Source organism: Halostagnicola sp. A-GB9-2, assembly GCF_030068615.1.
In the GTDB taxonomy this organism is placed as follows: Archaea; Halobacteriota; Halobacteria; order Halobacteriales; family Natrialbaceae; genus Halostagnicola.
The window spans coordinates 21148-40198 of the sequence record NZ_JASJOC010000013.1 but is presented as its reverse complement, the minus strand read 5'-3'; the positions used below and the strand labels follow the sequence as shown (position 1 = coordinate 40198).

General features: G+C 52.3%; 12 protein-coding genes. 9 read left to right on the top strand and 3 right to left on the bottom strand.

What is annotated here, in order from left to right; translation table 11 throughout:
• The first annotated feature begins 22 nt into the window (after positions 1 to 22).
• Positions 23 to 505, top strand: coding sequence for a hypothetical protein (locus QNM96_RS19905; RefSeq protein WP_283838555.1), 483 nt, complete (start codon positions 23 to 25; stop codon positions 503 to 505).
• 1128 nt (positions 506 to 1633) lie between these two features.
• Positions 1634 to 2791, top strand: coding sequence for a hypothetical protein (locus tag QNM96_RS19900; RefSeq protein ID WP_283838554.1), 1158 nt, complete (start codon positions 1634 to 1636; stop codon positions 2789 to 2791).
• 582 nt (positions 2792 to 3373) lie between these two features.
• Here the strand turns inward: QNM96_RS19900 and QNM96_RS19895 are convergent.
• Entirely contained in the window at positions 3374 to 3928 is a 555-nt protein-coding gene (locus QNM96_RS19895) for an archaellin/type IV pilin N-terminal domain-containing protein (RefSeq protein ID WP_283838553.1), read from the bottom strand.
• A gap of 35 nt (positions 3929 to 3963) precedes the next feature.
• Entirely contained in the window at positions 3964 to 5238 is a 1275-nt protein-coding gene (locus tag QNM96_RS19890; protein ID WP_283838552.1) for an archaellin/type IV pilin N-terminal domain-containing protein, read from the bottom strand.
• Between the two features lie 683 nt (positions 5239 to 5921).
• On the opposite strand from QNM96_RS19890, the gene QNM96_RS19885 reads away from it, so the two are divergent.
• The 4 genes from QNM96_RS19885 to QNM96_RS19870 all read left to right on the top strand — a co-directional run bounded on the left by QNM96_RS19885 (position 5922) and on the right by QNM96_RS19870 (position 12634).
• On the top strand, positions 5922 to 7367 hold the full coding sequence (locus QNM96_RS19885) for a hypothetical protein (protein ID WP_283838551.1): 1446 nt from the start codon (positions 5922 to 5924) through the stop codon (positions 7365 to 7367).
• 3 nt (positions 7368 to 7370) lie between these two features.
• The gene (locus QNM96_RS19880; protein WP_283838550.1) at positions 7371 to 8579 is read left to right on the top strand and encodes a hypothetical protein; all 1209 of its coding nucleotides are present in this window, start codon (positions 7371 to 7373) and stop codon (positions 8577 to 8579) included.
• 1500 nt (positions 8580 to 10079) lie between these two features.
• Positions 10080 to 12371 carry a hypothetical protein gene (locus tag QNM96_RS19875; protein ID WP_283838549.1) on the top strand — a complete coding sequence of 764 codons (2292 nt, stop codon included), beginning with the start codon at positions 10080 to 10082 and terminating at the stop codon, positions 12369 to 12371.
• An 11-nt stretch (positions 12372 to 12382) separates the two neighbouring features.
• A complete protein-coding gene (locus tag QNM96_RS19870) occupies positions 12383 to 12634 on the top strand; it encodes an IclR family transcriptional regulator C-terminal domain-containing protein (protein WP_345782555.1) in 252 nt (83 codons plus the stop codon).
• 1635 nt (positions 12635 to 14269) lie between these two features.
• On the opposite strand, the gene QNM96_RS19865 is transcribed toward QNM96_RS19870, so the two are convergent.
• Complete coding sequence (locus QNM96_RS19865; RefSeq protein WP_283838548.1) at positions 14270 to 15556, bottom strand: M20 family metallopeptidase; 1287 nt, start codon at positions 15554 to 15556, stop codon at positions 14270 to 14272.
• Between the two features lie 110 nt (positions 15557 to 15666).
• Between QNM96_RS19865 and QNM96_RS19860 the strand changes: the two genes are divergently transcribed.
• The 3 genes from QNM96_RS19860 to QNM96_RS19850 all read left to right on the top strand — a co-directional run bounded on the left by QNM96_RS19860 (position 15667) and on the right by QNM96_RS19850 (position 19043).
• Entirely contained in the window at positions 15667 to 16470 is an 804-nt protein-coding gene (locus QNM96_RS19860) for an MBL fold metallo-hydrolase (RefSeq protein ID WP_283838547.1), read from the top strand.
• Between the two features lie 16 nt (positions 16471 to 16486).
• Positions 16487 to 17245 carry an MBL fold metallo-hydrolase gene (locus QNM96_RS19855; protein WP_283838546.1) on the top strand — a complete coding sequence of 253 codons (759 nt, stop codon included), beginning with the start codon at positions 16487 to 16489 and terminating at the stop codon, positions 17243 to 17245.
• Positions 17246 to 17612: 367 nt separating this feature from the next.
• Positions 17613 to 19043 carry an ABC transporter substrate-binding protein gene (locus QNM96_RS19850; RefSeq protein WP_283838545.1) on the top strand — a complete coding sequence of 477 codons (1431 nt, stop codon included), beginning with the start codon at positions 17613 to 17615 and terminating at the stop codon, positions 19041 to 19043.
• Positions 19044 to 19051: the final 8 nt, after the last annotated feature.

Below are 19051 nucleotides of genomic sequence, written 5' to 3'. Positions count from 1 at the left end.
TACATTTGGGGGACCCAATCGAATGGCTAAAGCAGCGGAGTATGACGAAACTATAATCATCAAAATGCTGGCTAATCCAAGACGTCGGATATTTCTGAAAGCGCTTGCATCCAATGGGGAGTCTTGCTCATTAAACTCGTTAGTTGATGAGGTAATGCGGATAGAAGACAGTGAGTGGGACGACGCCAGTAAATATAGAAATAGTGTCCGAGTATCGTTACGACAAAACCATATCGAAACGCTCGAGAAGTACGACTTCGTCGAGTATGATCCAGATGCAGACATCATCAAACGAGGGACTGAGTTCTACAAGATCAACTCAACGTTAGACTCGTTTGACCGGGAGAGTTCGGACCCGGAATTTGGTGCATCCGCTGAACCTCCTCAAACTTTCACGTTTGAATCCTCAGCAGACGACAAAGGAGGTCGTTCTTATTCCCGATCACTAGTGGTCGCCGCCCTTCTTTTCTTTCTCGTGGCCGTGGCACTCTACTTTTTCTTTTAAGAGAATCATCAAACCTCGATACTAGTTTTGTCTGTTTATTTGATATTTCTCTCAGACCTTGATGTCTTTTCTTGACTGTAATTGCGTGCTTCAAGTAGAATGAACGGCTCTAGTGAATTACTAGACGGCGTTGACCTCTATGGACGAGGGTTAGGTCCCAAGATCTCCCAACCTAATGCCGTATGGCGATTCACCAAAGCCGAATGAGCGCAAATGGGTTGTAGTAATTGTATTTTATGCACATTGTCTGCGCCAAAGTCGGAGCTAGCCCAGTAGTATTATCTTCACTTGTCAGGATCGGGGGCTATCCACAACTAATGTGATTCAATTAATAACATGTTGATTATCCAGTGTTATTTTCGCTGGTGAAGTATCCTCGAGACTAGTTGTATCCAGGTCGATGTCTGTGTCAACCCTTTGACTTACCGGCCCAAATTTGGCATTTGATTGAAAGAGCGAGTCAAATGTTTGTTCTGTATTTACGGTGGTACAGTTGTAATCCAAATCAAATGTGCTGTTTGAGACTGCTGTGGTAAGGACACTCGGCCTTCAATTCATGTGGTTGTCAGTTTGGCCATTGACATCCTCCTCGGCGTAAACGCAAAGGAATCTCGAACGGACGGGAATCACAGATCTTCGAGCCTTGCGACCCTGCGGGTCGCTCAACAGTGGGGATTTCAGGCTTTCAGTCTAGTCACGAACTAGCAGACCTTTCGGGCACGGGTAGTCACACAATATCTTGTGGACTGCTGGCAGTCTAAACCGTCGTTGTACCTATCATCGACAATATAGGGAGTCCTAGTGTTGCTTTTGCCACAAGGACTTCGGCAGGTGTCGACAGACTCGAGGATCGTCTCGCGTCCGTTGAGCAGTTAGCACGTTGGCATACCCCTCGAGGATGTGGCGTTCACTGCCTGCTCGTTCGGATACTCCCTCGTTACGTGGGCGACGGGCCGTGGTTCGAGAGACCAGCGGTCTCCCGTCATCACGAGCATCTTCGATTCTCGAACCACTTGACCCCGAGGCGATTTACCGGAGGATTCTCACACAGGAAGTTATTTGATCACAGGGCTCAAAAGAGAATCAAGTACCGGCTCGCCACTGTAGGAGCCTGTGGGTCGATTGAGTATGTATTCAGAGATATCGGAGACTGACGAAGCTGCTGTCGTCTCAGCAGGTGATGTCAGACTCGAGCAACTAGATGAGGAGGTCGGGAGGCTAATCGTTCAGGTCGATGGAGTGGACTCACTCGAACGGCTTCAATCGGCCCTGAATAGTGAGCCATCAATCAGTGACGAATCGGCAGACGCTGAGGTCCCTCAATCGCGAGAGACCGCGATCGAAACTGCTGAATGGGATATTGTCCTGAAGCAGTCCTCGAGTGAGTCACAATCCTCACCAGCCGGTGGTGAACAGCCTGTTCCTTCCGCAGACCGCGTCGATTTACCTGTTGCAGACAGCCCACAGACGATCAAAGACGAGTACCACGATGTTGGGACCAGTCACACAGCATTTCGGGATCTTATCTTTGGCACGCTCTACAAGAGATTCAACGTCGACCCGGCCGTGATCGACACAGCTGAAATGCTCGAGGCGGACGGGCGCGCGAGTGATAGTATCGAGCCAAAGACAATCAGCGACCTGCTCGCCTGTTTCTATATGGCAAGTCGAATGGAAAATGACCCGATCCCGATCTCGTGGGTGTGTGACTCGTGGACTGTGTTTCCGTCCGAGGAGAAAACCCGCAATGCGATGAATCAACTCAAAGCCGACCTCGATTGCGCTATCCCGCCGATCAATCCTGCAACGCTGATTAGGCGTATTATCGAACGGCTTCCGGACGAGCCGTTCGATTCATCGCCGGCTGAGCAGAAAGAGCAACTTCTCCCGACCGCGACGTTCATTGCGGGCTACTTCTTTAGCGATGGCGTCTGCCGAACGAAAAACACACTCAGCGTTGCGGGTGCCAGCATTTACATTGCTGATTCGCTCGCGACGAAATCGCTTAACCAGCAGACGGTCGCCGATGCATGTCGCGTCTCATCACGAAGCATCGTGCGAGCGTATCCAGCCCTCGAGGAAGCAATTTCGGAACTCCCATTTTCGCTAAAGCCTCGGATACTCGATGTCGAGGCCTGCCTTCAGCTTCGAGAGCACACGTCTCGAGAGCTCGTTACAAACGACTTGGATCCGGTGCAGTTTACGACTCTCAAGGGGATGCCTATCGATCGGAACTTTATCGACTCGTTGGTGCCACCGCGGGAATATTCGGCGTCGGTTCGATGACTCGGGATCAGCGACTGGCGTACCGTTGAGGGGTTTTTGTCCTGCAGGTGCGTACTCTCTCGAGTATATTTCAAAATACGTGGGCTTGTGACAATGAGGTATATTTACAGTGGTGGTTTCCTATCGTTCGAATGCGTCGGTAGTTACTCGGTCTTCCCCGGACCCACCCGACGCGAGTCCAAGTCAGCTCGAGTCACGGTTCGTGGCTCGAGTTCGACTCTGAAGTAGTCATCACAGCGGTAGTTAGCAGCCCACTGCTACCCTTGCTGTGAATCGTTCGAACCCACACCAACTGCGGAGGTGGAGATGAGTAGCGTTGTTACATCCGATCATCGCACGAACTCATTCCCACCGATCACCTACCTGGGACGATTGTCGTAAGGATACCACGGCCTTTGGGCGTGTAGTCGATATACTTCTCGAGCACGTGTGGCGATTGCGACTCGTGGATTCGTAGCGGTTCGACTGCTTCTAGTGCTGTGGCTGTTGTTTGGGTGGCTTCGATCGAGTTCATAGCTTGAGCAGTCTCACGTTGAGTGAAGGATCTCCTGCAATGGATCGCTCGATGAACCACTGGCGACGTTACAGCCGGACTGGTTGTTCGGCTTCGAGAATCGTCGGGGTGGTCAACTGCACGGTAATCTGTGCGCCGTCGTTTGTAATGATGGTTATGACTGCAGCATCGCCTTGCTCGAGCGGTTCGACTTCTTCTTCTCCTTCGAGTTCTGCCGTGATCGTCGCTCGGTCGCCCCCTGTCTCGAGGACCGAGCTGTCGGTCCCGTCGACGTTGACGGGAACGTCAGTGATGAATGTATGTCCACCTGGCCCGAGATAGTCGATCACGATATTGTCGAGGTCAATCGGATTCGAGCCAGCACCCAGCCCAACTGTGATATCGATCGCCTCGATCTCGGTATCTTCGTTCACGTCGCCGACTGCGGTGTAGACGTCGACGGTGTTCGAAATCTCTGCAGTGCTTTCTTGCCCGGTTGCTTCGGCCTGTGACTGAAGGACGCCAGCAGTGTTCATCAGGACACCCGCTGCGAGGACGGCGATGAGCACCATCGCTACGAACAGGATGAGTGTCCCAATGCCTACTTGTGCACGTCTCTCTTCGTCAGGGGCCGATGCGATCATCAAAATATGAAGTTATTATAGGTCTCTAAACCGAATTAGAGACTAATTGCGTCTTCAGTAAGCGTCGACGGTGCCATCAGCACTTCAACAGTTTGGGAGCTGTCGGCGGTAACGATAGTGAACTCAGCGGAGCCACCTGCTTCGATTGGCGAGAAGTCTTCATTACCAGGTCCGTTGAGATCTAACTCAATGTTGTAGCGATCATCGGATGTGAGGATTGCATCAGCATCGTCACTGTTGATCAGATCTTCTCCCTCGAGGCTTTCGACATCAAGGTTGATGAGATCCTCTGCTTGACCTCGCTCAGTATCTTCACCGACGTATTCGAAGGTTGCTGCCCCAAGGTCAACTGCATCTGCACCTGGTCCGAGTGAGACCATCATCGAGACTTCGTCGATGTAGTCACCGGTACCTGGACCGGTGGGTTCGTCTGCATCGATGTCAAGAACGAGGTCTCCACTTCCATCATCAAAGACTTGAATGGCAGCTCCGTCACCTTCTGCAGAGGCGAGTGCAGTTAATTCAAGTGATCCTGTTGCGTCGCCAAGTTCCTCATTATCCGTGGTCTCTACCGCCACTTCGATTTCGTTGTCACCACCAGAGAGATCTTCGCCACTAAAGTCAGCCTCCGCGTGTGGCTCCACGTTGCCTACACCAATAGGATCGGTAATTTCTAACTCATCGATTTCGCCAGTCATGTCGTAGAACTGAACACCATTGATGTAGCCCTCGTCGAGAACACTCTCAACTAAGAGATTATCGGCTGTATCAGGATCTTCGAGGACAAATAGTTTTACCGTTCCATCCTCTTGGATGTAGCTCTCATCAACTTCAATGGTGTAGTCGTCACCAGTACCAAGAGGATCTTCGGTACCCGATTCATCGGTTTCAACTTCAAATTCCACATCAGCATCACTGGATAGGTCAACGCCCTCTAGCTCTTCTTCAAGCTCACCAACATCTCCGCTTTGACTTTCTACAAATACGTTGTCAGTTTCTACGGAGATGTATTCAATGCTAGTGTGGTCGGCAGCAGTACCCTCGATTTCATCTTCAAGCACGAGGTCAACATCCTCGAGTGGATTGCCGTCATCAACTACTTGCCCAGTTGCGGACTCAATTTCGACAACATTCGACACCTGTGCTGTACTTTCTTGACCCGTTGCTTCGGCCTGTGACTGAAGCAGTCCGGCGGTGTTGATCAGTACCCCTGCTGCAATCGCTGCAACAAGTACCATCGCGATGAACACGATGAGCGTACCGATACCCACCTGACCGCGTTCTTCTTCGTCTGTGATTCGTTCGAACATGTGTATCTGTGTTTAGCGTCCAGCACCCACCCCTCGAGGACACCTGTGCCTCCGCTGGGTACCTGCCGGAACGTACCTCAACTTCTAACTACCCTGTATTAAATCTGTTCGCCGATCTGATACTATTTAATTCTACTTGCCGTGAGCCCCTCCTGTGATAAGTGGTGAGCGTGGCGCTGTCTGCCGGTATTTAACTCTTCTTGCCGATCGACCAGTGAGAAGGGAATCCGTGACATTCTCAAAATATATCGCTTATGTTGAATGATGGGGCATGGCAGACTGTCGGATTAGATCTGCTCTCGTCCAGCCAATCCGGCTGAACACAGTCGGTAGCAAATAGTCTCCGATAGCACGCTGACGTTTTCCACTCTGAACTGTGGCTATCTCGAGATGCGTCTCTCGAGAGCAAAAATGGATCGCCCACAAACACCGAACTCCCGTCCCAGAAGACGCAAATGTTGACAGTTGGACGACTGTGGGGACCAAAGAATTAAGATACCCAACTAACTATCTTGTCGTGATACAGAACAACGTATGAGTTTCTCATTGTGTGAGACAGCTCTGGTGAAATCCGTAGGGGGAGACCCGGAGCACCACTGTAATCAGGAACGCCTGAAGATGAAACGGACGAATAACTGTTTGCGACGGCGGTCGACGAGCCGACTACCGGAGTTGAGAGAACGATGGTGAGGCAAGCGGTGCTAACGGGGCTTCGAGAGCACGGAGAGAAGATAGCGCTACTCGTGTACCTCGGTATTGTCGTTGCGGTGACGCCGGTACTGGCCCAACTGTACGCGACCGCGTGGACAGAAAGCCACATCCTTCGGTCGGTCATGGAACTCCGAGAGTTCGTTGGGATTGGACAGGGAGTGATCAACTTCCTGTTCCTCGGGTTCGTAATCGGCTTGCTCGCTCTGATGACGCTCGATCCAAAAAAACGCTGGCAGGCGTTGTTGATCTGGATCGGGCTCGGCGTCACGCTCTTTTTCCTGGCCTCGAGTGGAACGTTCGTCCCGGACGTAAGCCAGCCCGAGGATGCGATCGCAATCCTTCCGGGACTCGTGCTCGGATTGCTACTCGGCGGTGGGCGGAAAGCACTCGAGCTCAAGCAAATGGGTCCAATCGAGTACCGAAGGGCGACCTGGAGCATTTATGCGCTCTTGGTCGGCGTCGTGTTCGTCTCACTGATCGAGGCACATATCGTCTATCCTGAGTTCATCGAAGTCTCTGAACAGGGTGTCACAATCCTTTCACCGGAGTCCTCGGGACTCTCGCTTCGGGCTGACGGACTAGCGGTGAACGTCCTCGCGAGCGGCGTTGCCGTTGGCACGGCACGACGTTTCACTCAGTACGAATCCAACGATAGCTTCTTCGTCCTCGGACCGCCAGCTTCGGGAAAGAGCCTGCTCCTGATTGGTGCCTATCTCAAAGCTCTCGAGCGTGACGAAGACAAACGCCAGAGTCAACGAGAGGCGTTGAACCCGAGTCAGGATTTGATGGAACTGGTCGAAAACCTCGACCGAGACGCGACGGACTGGATCGTCGAGGCAACGGGTCGAAGCGAACTCCAGCATCTCGAGTTCAAGTTCGTGAAGGGAACGTTGTTCCCGAAGAACGTGACCGTCTCGAGTGTGGATTACGCGGGCGAGCACTTGAGCCGCATTCCCGACGCGTTGGAGGGAAACATCTCCAATCCGGATGCGGAACTCGAGGCACTAACAGAGGGTATTCGCGACGCGAACAAGTTGATCCTGCTGATCGACCTCGAGCGGTTCGTGAACAACGAGGGGCTCGGCCTCGCCGAGTACTTCTCGATTCTCGAGGTGGCCGAGGATACGGGGGTTGTCCTCGTCCCCACGAAAGCTGATATCCTCGCCGACCAGTACTGGGAAGCAACCGAACAAGACCCTCAAGATTCGTTTGACGACTTCAAGCAGTTTGTCGAGGACGAACTCAGTCAGAGCCAGCAGTTCAGTAGCCTCCTTCGGCAGACACCCGAATTGGAGGTTCACCCGGTCTACTACGAAACGACACTCAACGAGGAAGACGAGCGAGTGCCAGCTCGTGACGACCGCGGCTCGGTTATCACGGTCGGATTCGGTCGTCTCCTACAACGACTTGGAGGATAACAGATGGCAAAACTCACAATTTACGACTCCCAGGGGAACAGATACCGAAGCAGCGGGAGAGATCCGACCGAAGTGAGCGATCGAATAGAGAAGTTCTTCTTCGGGGGTGTCCGTGTCTTTTTAGACACTGGTTCACAAAACGAACTTGTTGTCTTCTTCCGTGCGCGTGAGACGAAAGGAGGGCGAGCCGAGCAGTATTACGCCGTCTACGAAACGGATTCGCTCAATCAAATCTTCACCCGCTTCAAGGACGACCTTCGCGAGCGTATCGAGGACGAGTTCGAGATGACACTGCAGACGACGAGCGACGACGTCGAGGTATTCTCGAAGCTCGATGGCGGGAAGGGAGACCTTCCAGGATCGCGTGAGGATCATCGAATGATAAGCTCGTTAGTCGGACGGGGGGAGTCGCTTCAGATCCGAACTCGAGATGCCAGTGCAGGGCTTGCGTTATTGTATGAGTATACTCACGGCGATGCTGATACGCTGGCGATTGCAGAAAATGCACGGATCACTGAGCTTTCCGACTGTGATCTGACGATCGAACTCGGTGGTGATGCACCGTTGTCTCCGATCGGAGAGACAGAATCGCTGTTCGATGACTATCGTGAACAGCGATCGGCTGGTGGAGGGAGTCAAGAGGGAACGGACCGATCATCTCGTCCGCGAGCAACGACGGACTCGAACAGTGGTTCGACGCGGTCTCAGTCGAGGTCAGTAGTTTTCATGGCCACCGTCGGAATCGCCGGCGTACTCGTTCTCGGGGTGCTTGCAGTGGCCCTTGTCAATGCTGCTGCTTTGTATGGGGTGAGCGAGACGGACTCGTTGGATCCGATCGTGATTGTAGATGGTGAGGAGCCAGACCCCGAACTCGAGAGTGTTGCTGTCACTGGAGAATCGACGCAACTGCTGACAGACGGCGGTGAATTCGTCGACCACGCAACGATCACTGTCAATGATGCCGACGGATTCTCGATTTCTGGAGACGCTGATGGGCAGGAACGCGCATATGTTGCTGTAACCAGAGACGGCGAAGTCATTGCGGAGACTGAAACTGATATCGATGGCGGACTCGACTCGGTTGAGGTTGGTCCGCTAACGGATGGTGATGCCGAACTGCTAATCGCTGTGGGTGATGACCCGGTATCAGCTGACGATCCTGCAATCGAAGAGGAAATCTCCATCACGATTGAGGGTGTCGAGGAGACGTGACATCCTCCACACCGTAAACGGAGAGGGAGCAAAGCTCCCGCAAGCAGTCGGGCAACGCCCGACAATGGTGCGGCTTCCTTGCATGAGGAATACCGGCTATGCCCCGGAAGTGGGTTCTAACCCGACTCTCCGAGCGCCATCTGCCATGGTGGACTCTGCTCGGTGGGAGTTCTGGCGCTGTCAGAGGCCCCACTATCTCGTGGGATGTCATCGACTGACAGTTTCAGTTGTGATGACAACTGATCGAAGTTCTATCCGTTCGGATATCGTGTAAATTGAATTTCCAGAGGGAAGAGGTGCCGTGTGACACGGCCTGCACTCGGAGGTTGGCCCTGAGTAATTTAAAAATTATCATACCTTCTCGAAACTAAGATATCACCACAACAAATCAGCTTTGGATACAATACGGCCTTCTCTCCAGATGACCTCTCACTTCCTCGAGTATTTCTGAACTTGCTATACAAACTCGGCTGCTTACAACGCCGTCGCCAGAACGCTTGCGTTCTGGCTGCCCGCCAGACGTAGTCTGGCAATCGCGGAGTATCTCGGTTTGCGGTATCTCTGCCGCAGCCAAACAGGAGTCGACAGAGATCGACCTTGGGCGTGCGCTTGAATAGCGCAGCGGTCCCGCGGACCCGCTGCGCGCCCGTGAGCGGACAGCGGGATGATGAACGTGAATGGTAGCTATTCATCTGCCGACGATTCGACCAGAACGGGTGCCCACGCTGAATTTTACTGGTTTTAGCCGTAGGTATCCGAATGAGATATCACTGGCGAATCGATTTAACCTATAGACAACAGTTACTATTTTAATAGATGTCTTATAATATAGTATGTATGCGACAGTCCGAGCTAGAAATGGAGGTTCGAGCATGCATTCGCCACCATCACAGTCGGGGTAATAATCATATCAAGGTCAAGCATATCGCCGATATAGTGAACGAACCACCGCAACGAATCAGTCCAGTCGTTCAGGCACTCGTCCAAGAAGGAACGCTTAGTGTCTGGCGGGAAACTTCAGGGAATCCCACTGTCTATCGGATCTCCTTGTGAATTTTGTGTCAGTGTTGCCTGCGTTTCACCCGGTAATTCAACACTCTCTGCGAGTTATCAGCCTCTCATTGTACTTTTGGGGGCCTCTTTCTCAGAACCAGACGCCAAATGTCGCATTTGAATCGCTTACATGTGTACGAGCGTAATGCCTGGGTCGGCCCTAGTCATAAATAATCCAAATTTAGCGTTTGGCATTATGCGTTCTTGTCCCGACCGGTACAAATCGTGTGGGTTCGTCTCTCCACGTACGGACATGTGTGGCTCCGTGCTCGGATTGTTGGTTGCAAGTCTGTTTGGTGGCCGCCTCTATAGCCACTCAACAGCCGATCATCTTTGTTCAGATGAGCGTACAAGAACCGAAAGGGGGACTGTTTGGTAGTCACTCTCAGAAGACCAAATATCTGCCCGAACCAGAACCAATATTTTGCTCTATGCTCTGTATTGCGTATGACCGGGACACTTGAGCGACGCCACCTGTTACAAACCCTTGGTGGCGGACTTGTTGGTACCGTGGCAACATCGTCTGTGGGTGCAACTCGTTCGAATCCAACGTTGACTACGACGGGAGTGGCAGTCGAGTATAACTGGGACGATGGAACAAAACAGGGCTGGGAGAAGGTCGTCGTTGATAATGGAAACACGTACAGATACGGGCTCGATAGTAACGAATACGAGTTCGCTATTATTGATGATGTGCCAATCACTGGTGAGTATTCACCACAGATTGAGTGCTTGAACGATGGCATTTACGTCCAGAGCCCAGATCTCTCCGATAAACTCGATGGAGAACTCGCACAGGAAGTCTCGGCGCGATTTCGCTTAACTGGCGACCTTGATGCGTCGGATTGGAACAACAACCGATTCAGAGTAAATGATGAAGATGGGGAGTCAAACGGGTATGTTCGGTTTGACCATGAGGATCGAGACATCAAGTGGGTTGGAGCTGAGGACAAGGTGCTTACCTCATTTGAATCGGGAACCATCTATGAAGTGGCGATCAGGGCTGATGATGAAACGTTCACGGTGACTATCGATGGGGACGAGTATACAGAGCTCCTGCCCGATGATGGGCAGGAGACGAGTATTCACACTGTTGAGATGCGCTCCCGGAACTGGGGTGGTGTCGGTCCATCTGCCTACGATGATTCGATTTATTTCACATGGGATGAGTTTCGGGCAACGACGGACATCTCTGATGACCACGATGACGACGATGACGACGATGAGGGAGACGACGGAAGTGACTCGTTCGATGATTTCGAGGACGGGTTAGACTGCTGGGATACAAGCGGAAATGTTGAAGTCGTTTCGGATGGTGTCGTTGGTGATCGCTCGATGCGCCTTGATGATGCGACACGTTCCGGAGCGGACTGGGAGTGTGCAGGTGTCTTCAACACGCATGACACCGTCGAATTCCGTGGTATCTACAGGGTAACTGAATCTGCATTTCAGCAGCGGTTTCGATTAAACGGGGATGACGATGAGCGACACTTATTGATCAATACGTCTCGAGACGCGATTTACTTCGCGTCCGGGTCCCTTGATTCTCCAGGCGCCGAAACGATTGACAACGCCTTTGCGAATACTTGGGCTGTCTTTCGATTGTACTTAGATGGGGGGACAGTATCCGCCAAAGTATGGGAGTTTGGGACCAGCGAACCCAGCGAATGGCAGCTATCGGATTCGATTAGCGAATTTGACTTCGAATTTCGGGCTGGTGTTGGCGGTAATGATCACGATCGGGAACTTCTGGTTGATGAGGTGCAAGCGATTACAGACCCGAGTGAAGAACTCCTTGAGGAACCATATAACGAAACGGAAGAAGAGGAAGAGGAGGATGACGGTGAAGAAGAGGGGGGAGATGACGGTGAAGAGGAGCCCGAACTTCGTATCGAATCCGTGACTCCAGAAGAGCCAACAATTCAGCCCCACGACACTGTTGACATTGATTTTGACGTGCGAAATGCGGGAGATGTGAGTGTCTCCCAGACGGTTACAGTGGAACTCGAGGGGGATACCATTGAGACCCTCAATGTTGGTCTTGATGGCGGCGATCTAGCCATGTATTCCATTCCAGTCGGACCGGTAGAAGCACGCGGAGAGCATGAGTTCACTATCGAATCTGCGAATGATGCGGAAAGTGGAGTTATCTCTGTTGAGGGCGACTCAGCGGAGATCGCTCTCATTGGAATCGATGATCCGAGTCACGCGGTAACTCTCGGTGATTCGATCGTTATTCCGTATGTTATCGAGAATCAAGGCGATGTTGCAACGTCTGCGACGATCGATTTCACCTTTGCAGGGGACGATGTCGAGTCCACTGAGATTGACCTGGATCCCGGCAATTACTGGGAACATGAATACGTCGTGACGGCTGATTCTCCTGGTGAGCATGAGTTTAGCCTTGAAACTGGCGACGATAGCTACACTGGGGAGGTGACTGTCGTTGATGAGGAAGTCGGTGATGATGATGACGACGATGAGTCCAGTGGTGGAACGAATAACGGAGACGGAACTGATGATGGGACATCGGGAGACGATTCTGGGGGCAACGAGGAAGGTGGCGATGACGAAGTACCGGACTCTGGTGACAGCGATGACGATGATAGCGATGTTGTCATTGAACTCGAGACTGACGAGGTTCCTGGGCCTGGAATTATCGGTACTGTTGCCAGTCTTGGCGGTGTAACCTATCTATTGAAACGTCGTGCGGATGCCTCCGGTGAAGCAGAGGACTAACGGAACACACGATTACCTCCCGGGGGGAACTTTTCGAGGAACTCGATTGGATTGAGGAACGCGGACTGGCGTTCGACCGACAGGAGACGATCCACGGCCTCTATTGCATCTCAGCGCCCGTCATCATCGATGACGACGTAATCGGTGCGATTAGCGTTTCGGGTCCCGTAAACCGGTTCACCAACGAGGATCGGCGGACGGAACTAAGCGAGTCGGTCGAAGAGATCGCAAACGTCATCGAATTGCGATTCGTCTTTTCGTAATTGAAAGGGCTCAAATCATAGACTTCCTAACCACTCTGATCATTTTCCGGATAAGTTATATTTGTAGACAATAACAGGAATGCTGTTCGGCTTATCCGAATAGCTAGTTGACACAACTGAACACCTGGTCGTGATTGGTGTTTTCTGGCTCTCTATTCTATCATCTTTGAGTTGCTAATATTATTAGAAACTAATTGTAACCTCTGAGAACATCACTGCCTTCTAAAATCAAATTCGCGTGAATAGCAGCTTGAACGTCTAAATTGACTATTCTTATTGGAATCTCCTCGTAATTGCTTTCGCCGTTCAAAGAACTCTTCGGAGCAATAGACTGAAGCAGAGTTATATTCTTCTCCAAAACGAATGGTTTGCTGTCTCAAACAGTCCGTCATTGAAGGCTCTCTTTTTCATGCGTTAGCCATCAGAACATCCGAGTATTACGACCGTATGTATGTAATAATCTCATTATATTTTCTCATTCGTTGAAATCTGTTCGTAGCGGGCGTGATGCAATGTTCTTCCACATTCAGTAATAATAATATCCCATATTTTAGAAGGACAGTTACTATCTATTTTCTACTGTCGACTAACCGTTTTGCGAAGGTTGTTTTTCTATGGGATCTATTCACAACTTCCTTGTTCCACGGTGAGACACGGAAGATTTGCACGGGTTCATTCTCGGATACCGGTAACGGAATGCCTCTCGGAATTGCCAGAGAACATCTCAATACAACTTGGTAAAATATCGTCTTTTATCTGTAGATTCATCAGTATAGATTTGTTCATGTTCCAGATGCCCACATCGTTCGGGTAGATCGACTGAGTCCCTTTCTGGGTGTCCTCTGGCGTCGTCGATCCCTGCAGCTCCTGTTGGGCAGTGGGGGTTAACAATACATGTGGCGGTGCGCCGTCTCATAGTACTCAAGATAACTCTTGCAAGTTGGGAACTGATTGATCCCCGAAGGTGAAACCTAGCTCGACGAGGGCCTTCCCACCTCGCTGATGGCCTTTATCGAGTTTCATCGAATCCGCAGTTTCGAAACCGAGGTCGGATTCTGCCAGATGATCTCGAGAAGTACAGGCCACGACGGGGGATCTTGATCGGCGAGTCAGGTGAAGAGATGGAGTTGTTGTGGCAGGTTCATGAGAAGATGTCGTTCGCTCTGCACACTACGATTCGGTTCCCACTATACTCACCTCGGGCGACGTCACTGTACTGATCTGCAAGTACGCAGACCTAATCGACTTCATCACTTCGGTGGAAACACACCTTTGAGACACCGTGTTTCGGCCACACGGGCGACGGAAACACCCACTAATGGTCATGGCCCGGAAGACGAGGAGCACTGGGCGTTTAGGGAGCGTGCCGATGCCCGGATTGTCTATCACGCCATCGAACTCGATGGAAGGTGATAGGCGAACACGGCGTCGAGATGGGTAAACAGAAATACCTCTTATTGGGCTACAACGAAGGGGCCGTCGACCTGATATGCCGGGTGAAAGCCGCGTTCAGTCTCGATGGGATACTCAATCCAGGGAGGTCTTCCCGCTGGAGGAGGAGGTCGAGATGGCGTCAGTCCGGTATCGACTGCGGATCGTCGGCGGAAAACGACTATCTGGAAGCAGGTGTTATCCCTATCCTTCGGTTTCGCCGACATCAGCCGCCCCCTCGAGCAGTGGTGCTTCTTCCCCGAGTAGTTTCGCGTATACGAGTGCGTACGCTGATACCATGTCGACGAGATCGTCGACGTGGATCCACTCGGGATCGGCATGGTGGAGGTTCACCTGACCGAACCCGAAAAGGATCATCGGGAGGTCTAGTTCCCGGACCAGCCAAGTGATTCCTGTTTGGGCGGGAACTCCAGCGACGTTCGGTTCATTGTCCCGGACCTGTGAGGCCGCGTACGTCGCCGACTCAACGAGTGGGTGATCAAACGGAACGGTAACGTGGGGCATGTTAGATTCCTGTTCCACGGTTACCGAGTCGGCGATCCCTTCCTTGCGGGCCGCCTCTGTCATATGGGACTCGAACTCACGGAACACGGTGTCACTCTCCTCTGATGGTGCATAGTACCGCCGAACGTGAAGAGTCATTTCAGGCGATGCCCGTTCAGGCCTTCCTTCGCTTTCGATTGTTGTGATCTCTGCGTTCGGTGACCCCGTCAAATCATCTTCTTTTGTGGAGATAAGGTTACAGTACTCGAACAAGGAGGGATACAGCCGCCCGAGTCGTTCACCTGCACTTTCGGTTTCTGCCGGCGTCATGGGGTGTTTCAGGTCACCTTCCACGGTGACCGAGAATACTTGATTTCCGAAGTTCGCCCGGTGTACGTTGTCGCGACCCTGGGTCTCGAAGTACTCCGCGGATTCTTCGCTAAGACTCGATGTCACCGCATAGATCCCCATGTCGGCGTCGATGTCGGCATTTTCGGCGACAAACCTCATGCCGTGTTCGCCACCGCGCTCCTCGTTCGAGTCGAACACGAACACTAGGTCGCCGACGAGGTCAATACCTGTTTCCTGCAGGGTTTCGACAGCTCCAAGCATCCCGACGATGGGCGATTTGTGATCGACGGCGCCGCGTCCGTACACTCTCTCGTCAATAATTGCTCCGGAGAATGGATCGCAAGGCCACTCTTTTGGAGAATCGACTGGCACAACGTCCATGTGTGCGTTCATCAGTAGTGTCGGACCGTCGCCATCGCCTTCTAGCCGTGCGACGAGATTCGGACGGCCTTCGACCTCAGTGTATTCTTCGACCTCGAACCCGAGATCGTCAAGGATCGGTCGAATCACATCCGCAGCGCGGTGTTCGTTCCCCGGAGGATTGACCGGTTCACACTGGATCAATTCCTGAAGCAGAGAGACGTATTCGGACTGTTTCGTCGAGACGGCATCTGGAATAACCTCTTCGGGTGCCATGATACTGGATAACACTTTGTCGTTACGTATTAAATCTATTTGTACACGCCTTCAAGTGGTGGCCAAATTGAAAACAACTAAGAAGGCCTCGCGCACTGTTATGGTATAGAATGCCACGAGAGATACTAGACGGGTTCTACTGGATCAAGGAGAACGGTCCGGACAGAACTGGAATGATAGAAACGGAGCCAGATTCCCCAACATGGTACAAGGAGGGGGAAACCGTTCGCATTCCGAACTGCGCGTACCTCCTCGTTGGCGATAAGACGTTGCTGTTCGACACCCTCTCGCCGGCGAGCGGAGACGAGATACTCGAGCGTCTCAACTCCGTCCTCGGCGACCGCGACCTGAATTACCTTGTCGTCTCGCATCCCGACGTTCCGCATGCGGGGAACACACCGCGAATCCTCGAAGCGTACCCCAATGCAACACTCGTCGCGCCGAAGTACGGCAACGGTCATCATCTCTACCGCCTCGACGAGGGCGAACTCGTGGGGGATGGAGACAGTATTGACCTCGGTGGTTTCGTTGTGGACTTCCACGAAGCAACGTTCCTTGATGCCCCGGTCTCACTATGGATGTCCGAACGAACGACGAATACTCTCTTTCCCGTCGACTGGCTTGGGTTCCCACACCTCGACAGCGAATGCCTCAGTCTCTTCGAGGAGGTTGACACACCTATGACGGTTGATCGGTTGATCGAGTTTCACGGTCGGGTTATGTTCTGGTACGCGTATGTCGATGTGCCAAAGGTCAAAGCTGATATTGATCGACTAATTGAGATACACGATCCCGACGTGATCGCTCCGGCGCACGGTCTCGTCATCACCGAGGACACGGACGTCTATATGGACCGGATGAAACGAGTCGTCGAGCGAATCCACGCCGAAGGACGCATCGGTACGCTTGGATGACCGGAGGATCACTACAATGAGGACACAACTCACTAACGATACACACTGGATTAGCGAATGTCACAAAACGGATGGGGCCCACGAACATGTCAATGTATATTTGATCGAAGAGGACGACGACTATCTCCTCATTGATTCGGGATCCTTTCACGACCGGGAAACGATCAAGCGCAAGATTGAGAGCGAAACCGATGGTCAGGGTCTCGATGCGATCATCCTGTCACATTCTGACTACCCGCACTCCGGGAACGTCTCTGAGTTCCGGTCGGAGTGGGATGATGTGACCCTCATCGCATCATGTGGGTCACCGCGCTTACAGGGGATTTCGAATGCAATTCGATGCCAGATTGGGAAGTCGATGGAGATTATTGGCCGTGAGTTCAGTTTCATCGACCCGCCGCTGGCGGACCGGTCCCATACGACATGGATCTACGACCACGGTGACAACGTACTTTACACCGCTGATGGGTTCGGGAACTACCATGGTCCTGGCGAGTGTAAGTACACCTCCCGTGACTTCCCGAGGGGAATAACAGCGGAATCGGTATACGAGTACCATCGGGACAGTCTTGTGTGGCTCCGTTACGTCGATCCAAAGAGACTCGAGGCGGCGATTAACACAATCTTCTCCGAGTACAAGGTTGACTGGGTAGCGCCAGTCCATGGGAATCCTATTGCTGGCGAGGATTTGTCGGCATACATTGCTGACCTTATCGATGGAGCCAGCAGGATCAGTGCAGAGTACGAATCTCGTAGGCCAGATCAGATGCAATAGTTAAGAGATATCATAAATACAAAACCAGGAGTTAGAAATTTTGAGAAATAGACATCGCCAAATTTTCCGATGAAACGAGGTTTCGGTCAACTACTATCGAACTCTTGCTTGCAGTCCTTAAGTACGAACCCGGTAAGCAAATGCTGCTCACCTCAAATTCATCTATATAGAATGACATTCAATAGCCAAAAAATTTATACACTCTTGGTTGATTGTAGAAATCATGTTATCCCCACTCAAGCGTCGAGAGTTAATAAAGAGCGGAGCAGTTGCCGTGGGCAGCGGTGCATTACTCGCTGGATGTCTTGGCGACGAAGGCGGGGCTGTCGGTGAAGGTTCACTGACCGTCCGTCAGACGTATGACTTTGTGAACCTCGATCCAGTTCACCAGGAGAACGTCACGGACCGGCAAATCTGTGCCAATATCTTCGCCCCGCTCGTTGGGTACGAGATTGGCACAACCGAGCCGAGTTCCGAGCGATCGCTGGCAGACGACTGGGAATTCAACGAAGACGGGACCGAGTTGACGCTCACGCTCAAGGAGGGTATTCAGTTCCACGACGGGTATGGGGAGTTGACAACGACTGACGTCGAGTATCACTTCGATCGAATCCTCGAGGGATCACCGCGCGCAGTCGAACTAAACCAGCTCAATTATGAAACACTCGAGGTGGAGGACGACTACACTTGTACAATGGTGTTTGAGGAACCTGCTTTAGCTGTAGAACATCAGCTGGGGACCCCGCTCGGGATGATTCCGCCAGCGGATGCGGTCGACGATATCGGTGAGAACGAATTCGCGAGCAATCCTGTCGGCGCGGGAGCGTTTGAGTTCGTCGAGCATGTCCCGGATGAGCGGACGGAACTAGAAGCCTACGACGACTACCATGTTGAGGGGCTCCCCGAAGCAGACGAGTTGACTTTCAGGCCGATTCCAGAAGACGCGACTGCCGCGTCGTCATTCGACGCCGGCGAGATTGCGGTATTTCAGGTCAACAGTTCTGACAGGTTAGCAGCCCTCGAAGATCGAGACGATGTCAAAATCACCCGAACGGCGGGACTCATCACTCGCTTTGCGGGGTTCAACTGCCAAATCGAGCCGTTCGACGACGTGCGGGTCCGTCAGGCGCTTAACTATGCCGCAAACACCCAGGCCATTCGAGAAGAACTGTATCCAGGAATGGCGGAAGCCCCAGCCAGCTTCACCGCGCCGGATGTCGACTACAACACGGATGACGTGCCTACCTACGAATACAATCCGGATCGGGCGATAGAGTTACTTGAGGAAGCAGGATACGGCGACGGATTCGAGTTCACGTGGATGGTTCCTAGGGTCGGTCGGTTCTCAGAACCTGCGGAGGTTCTCCAGTCGAACTTCCTCGAGATTGGTGTCGAGGCGAACCTCGAGATCCGGGACTCGGGGACGTATACGGAGACGATCATCACCGGCACGGACCACGATGTCCCGATGTTTATTCATAGTCTCTCGCAGACTCCTGCTCCGGACATCTTTCTGGCTAACGCGTTCCACTCGGAGAACGTACCACCAGACGGTGGGAACTATTGGTACTATGACAACGAGGACGTTGACACCTGGCTTGAGGAAGCGACTACGACGGTTGACGAGGAAGAACGGGCGGAGCTCTTCGGCAATATCCAGCACGCGGTCAATGAAGACCCACCCGGGATCTGGATTGATCACGAGCAATTCGTGTTCGCCATGCAGGACCACGTGAGTGGATTCGAAGCTGATCCGCAACGACGGATGGAGTTCGAAAGGTCGGCATTCGAAGAGTAGACACAATC

Excerpts from the sequence above, each read along its gene's own strand:
- QNM96_RS19895 (WP_283838553.1), bottom strand. The coding sequence starts at position 3,928 with ATGATCGCATCGGCCCCTGACGAAGAGAGACGTGCACAAGTAGGCATT.
- QNM96_RS19885 (WP_283838551.1), top strand. The coding sequence starts at position 5,922 with ATGGTGAGGCAAGCGGTGCTAACGGGGCTTCGAGAGCACGGAGAGAAG.
- QNM96_RS19865 (WP_283838548.1), bottom strand. The coding sequence starts at position 15,556 with ATGGCACCCGAAGAGGTTATTCCAGATGCCGTCTCGACGAAACAGTCC.
- QNM96_RS19880 (WP_283838550.1), top strand. The coding sequence starts at position 7,371 with ATGGCAAAACTCACAATTTACGACTCCCAGGGGAACAGATACCGAAGC.
- QNM96_RS19875 (WP_283838549.1), top strand. The coding sequence starts at position 10,080 with ATGACCGGGACACTTGAGCGACGCCACCTGTTACAAACCCTTGGTGGC.
- QNM96_RS19890 (WP_283838552.1), bottom strand. The coding sequence starts at position 5,238 with ATGTTCGAACGAATCACAGACGAAGAAGAACGCGGTCAGGTGGGTATC.
- QNM96_RS19905 (WP_283838555.1), top strand. The coding sequence starts at position 23 with ATGGCTAAAGCAGCGGAGTATGACGAAACTATAATCATCAAAATGCTG.
- QNM96_RS19855 (WP_283838546.1), top strand. The coding sequence starts at position 16,487 with ATGAGGACACAACTCACTAACGATACACACTGGATTAGCGAATGTCAC.
- QNM96_RS19900 (WP_283838554.1), top strand. The coding sequence starts at position 1,634 with ATGTATTCAGAGATATCGGAGACTGACGAAGCTGCTGTCGTCTCAGCA.
- QNM96_RS19860 (WP_283838547.1), top strand. The coding sequence starts at position 15,667 with ATGCCACGAGAGATACTAGACGGGTTCTACTGGATCAAGGAGAACGGT.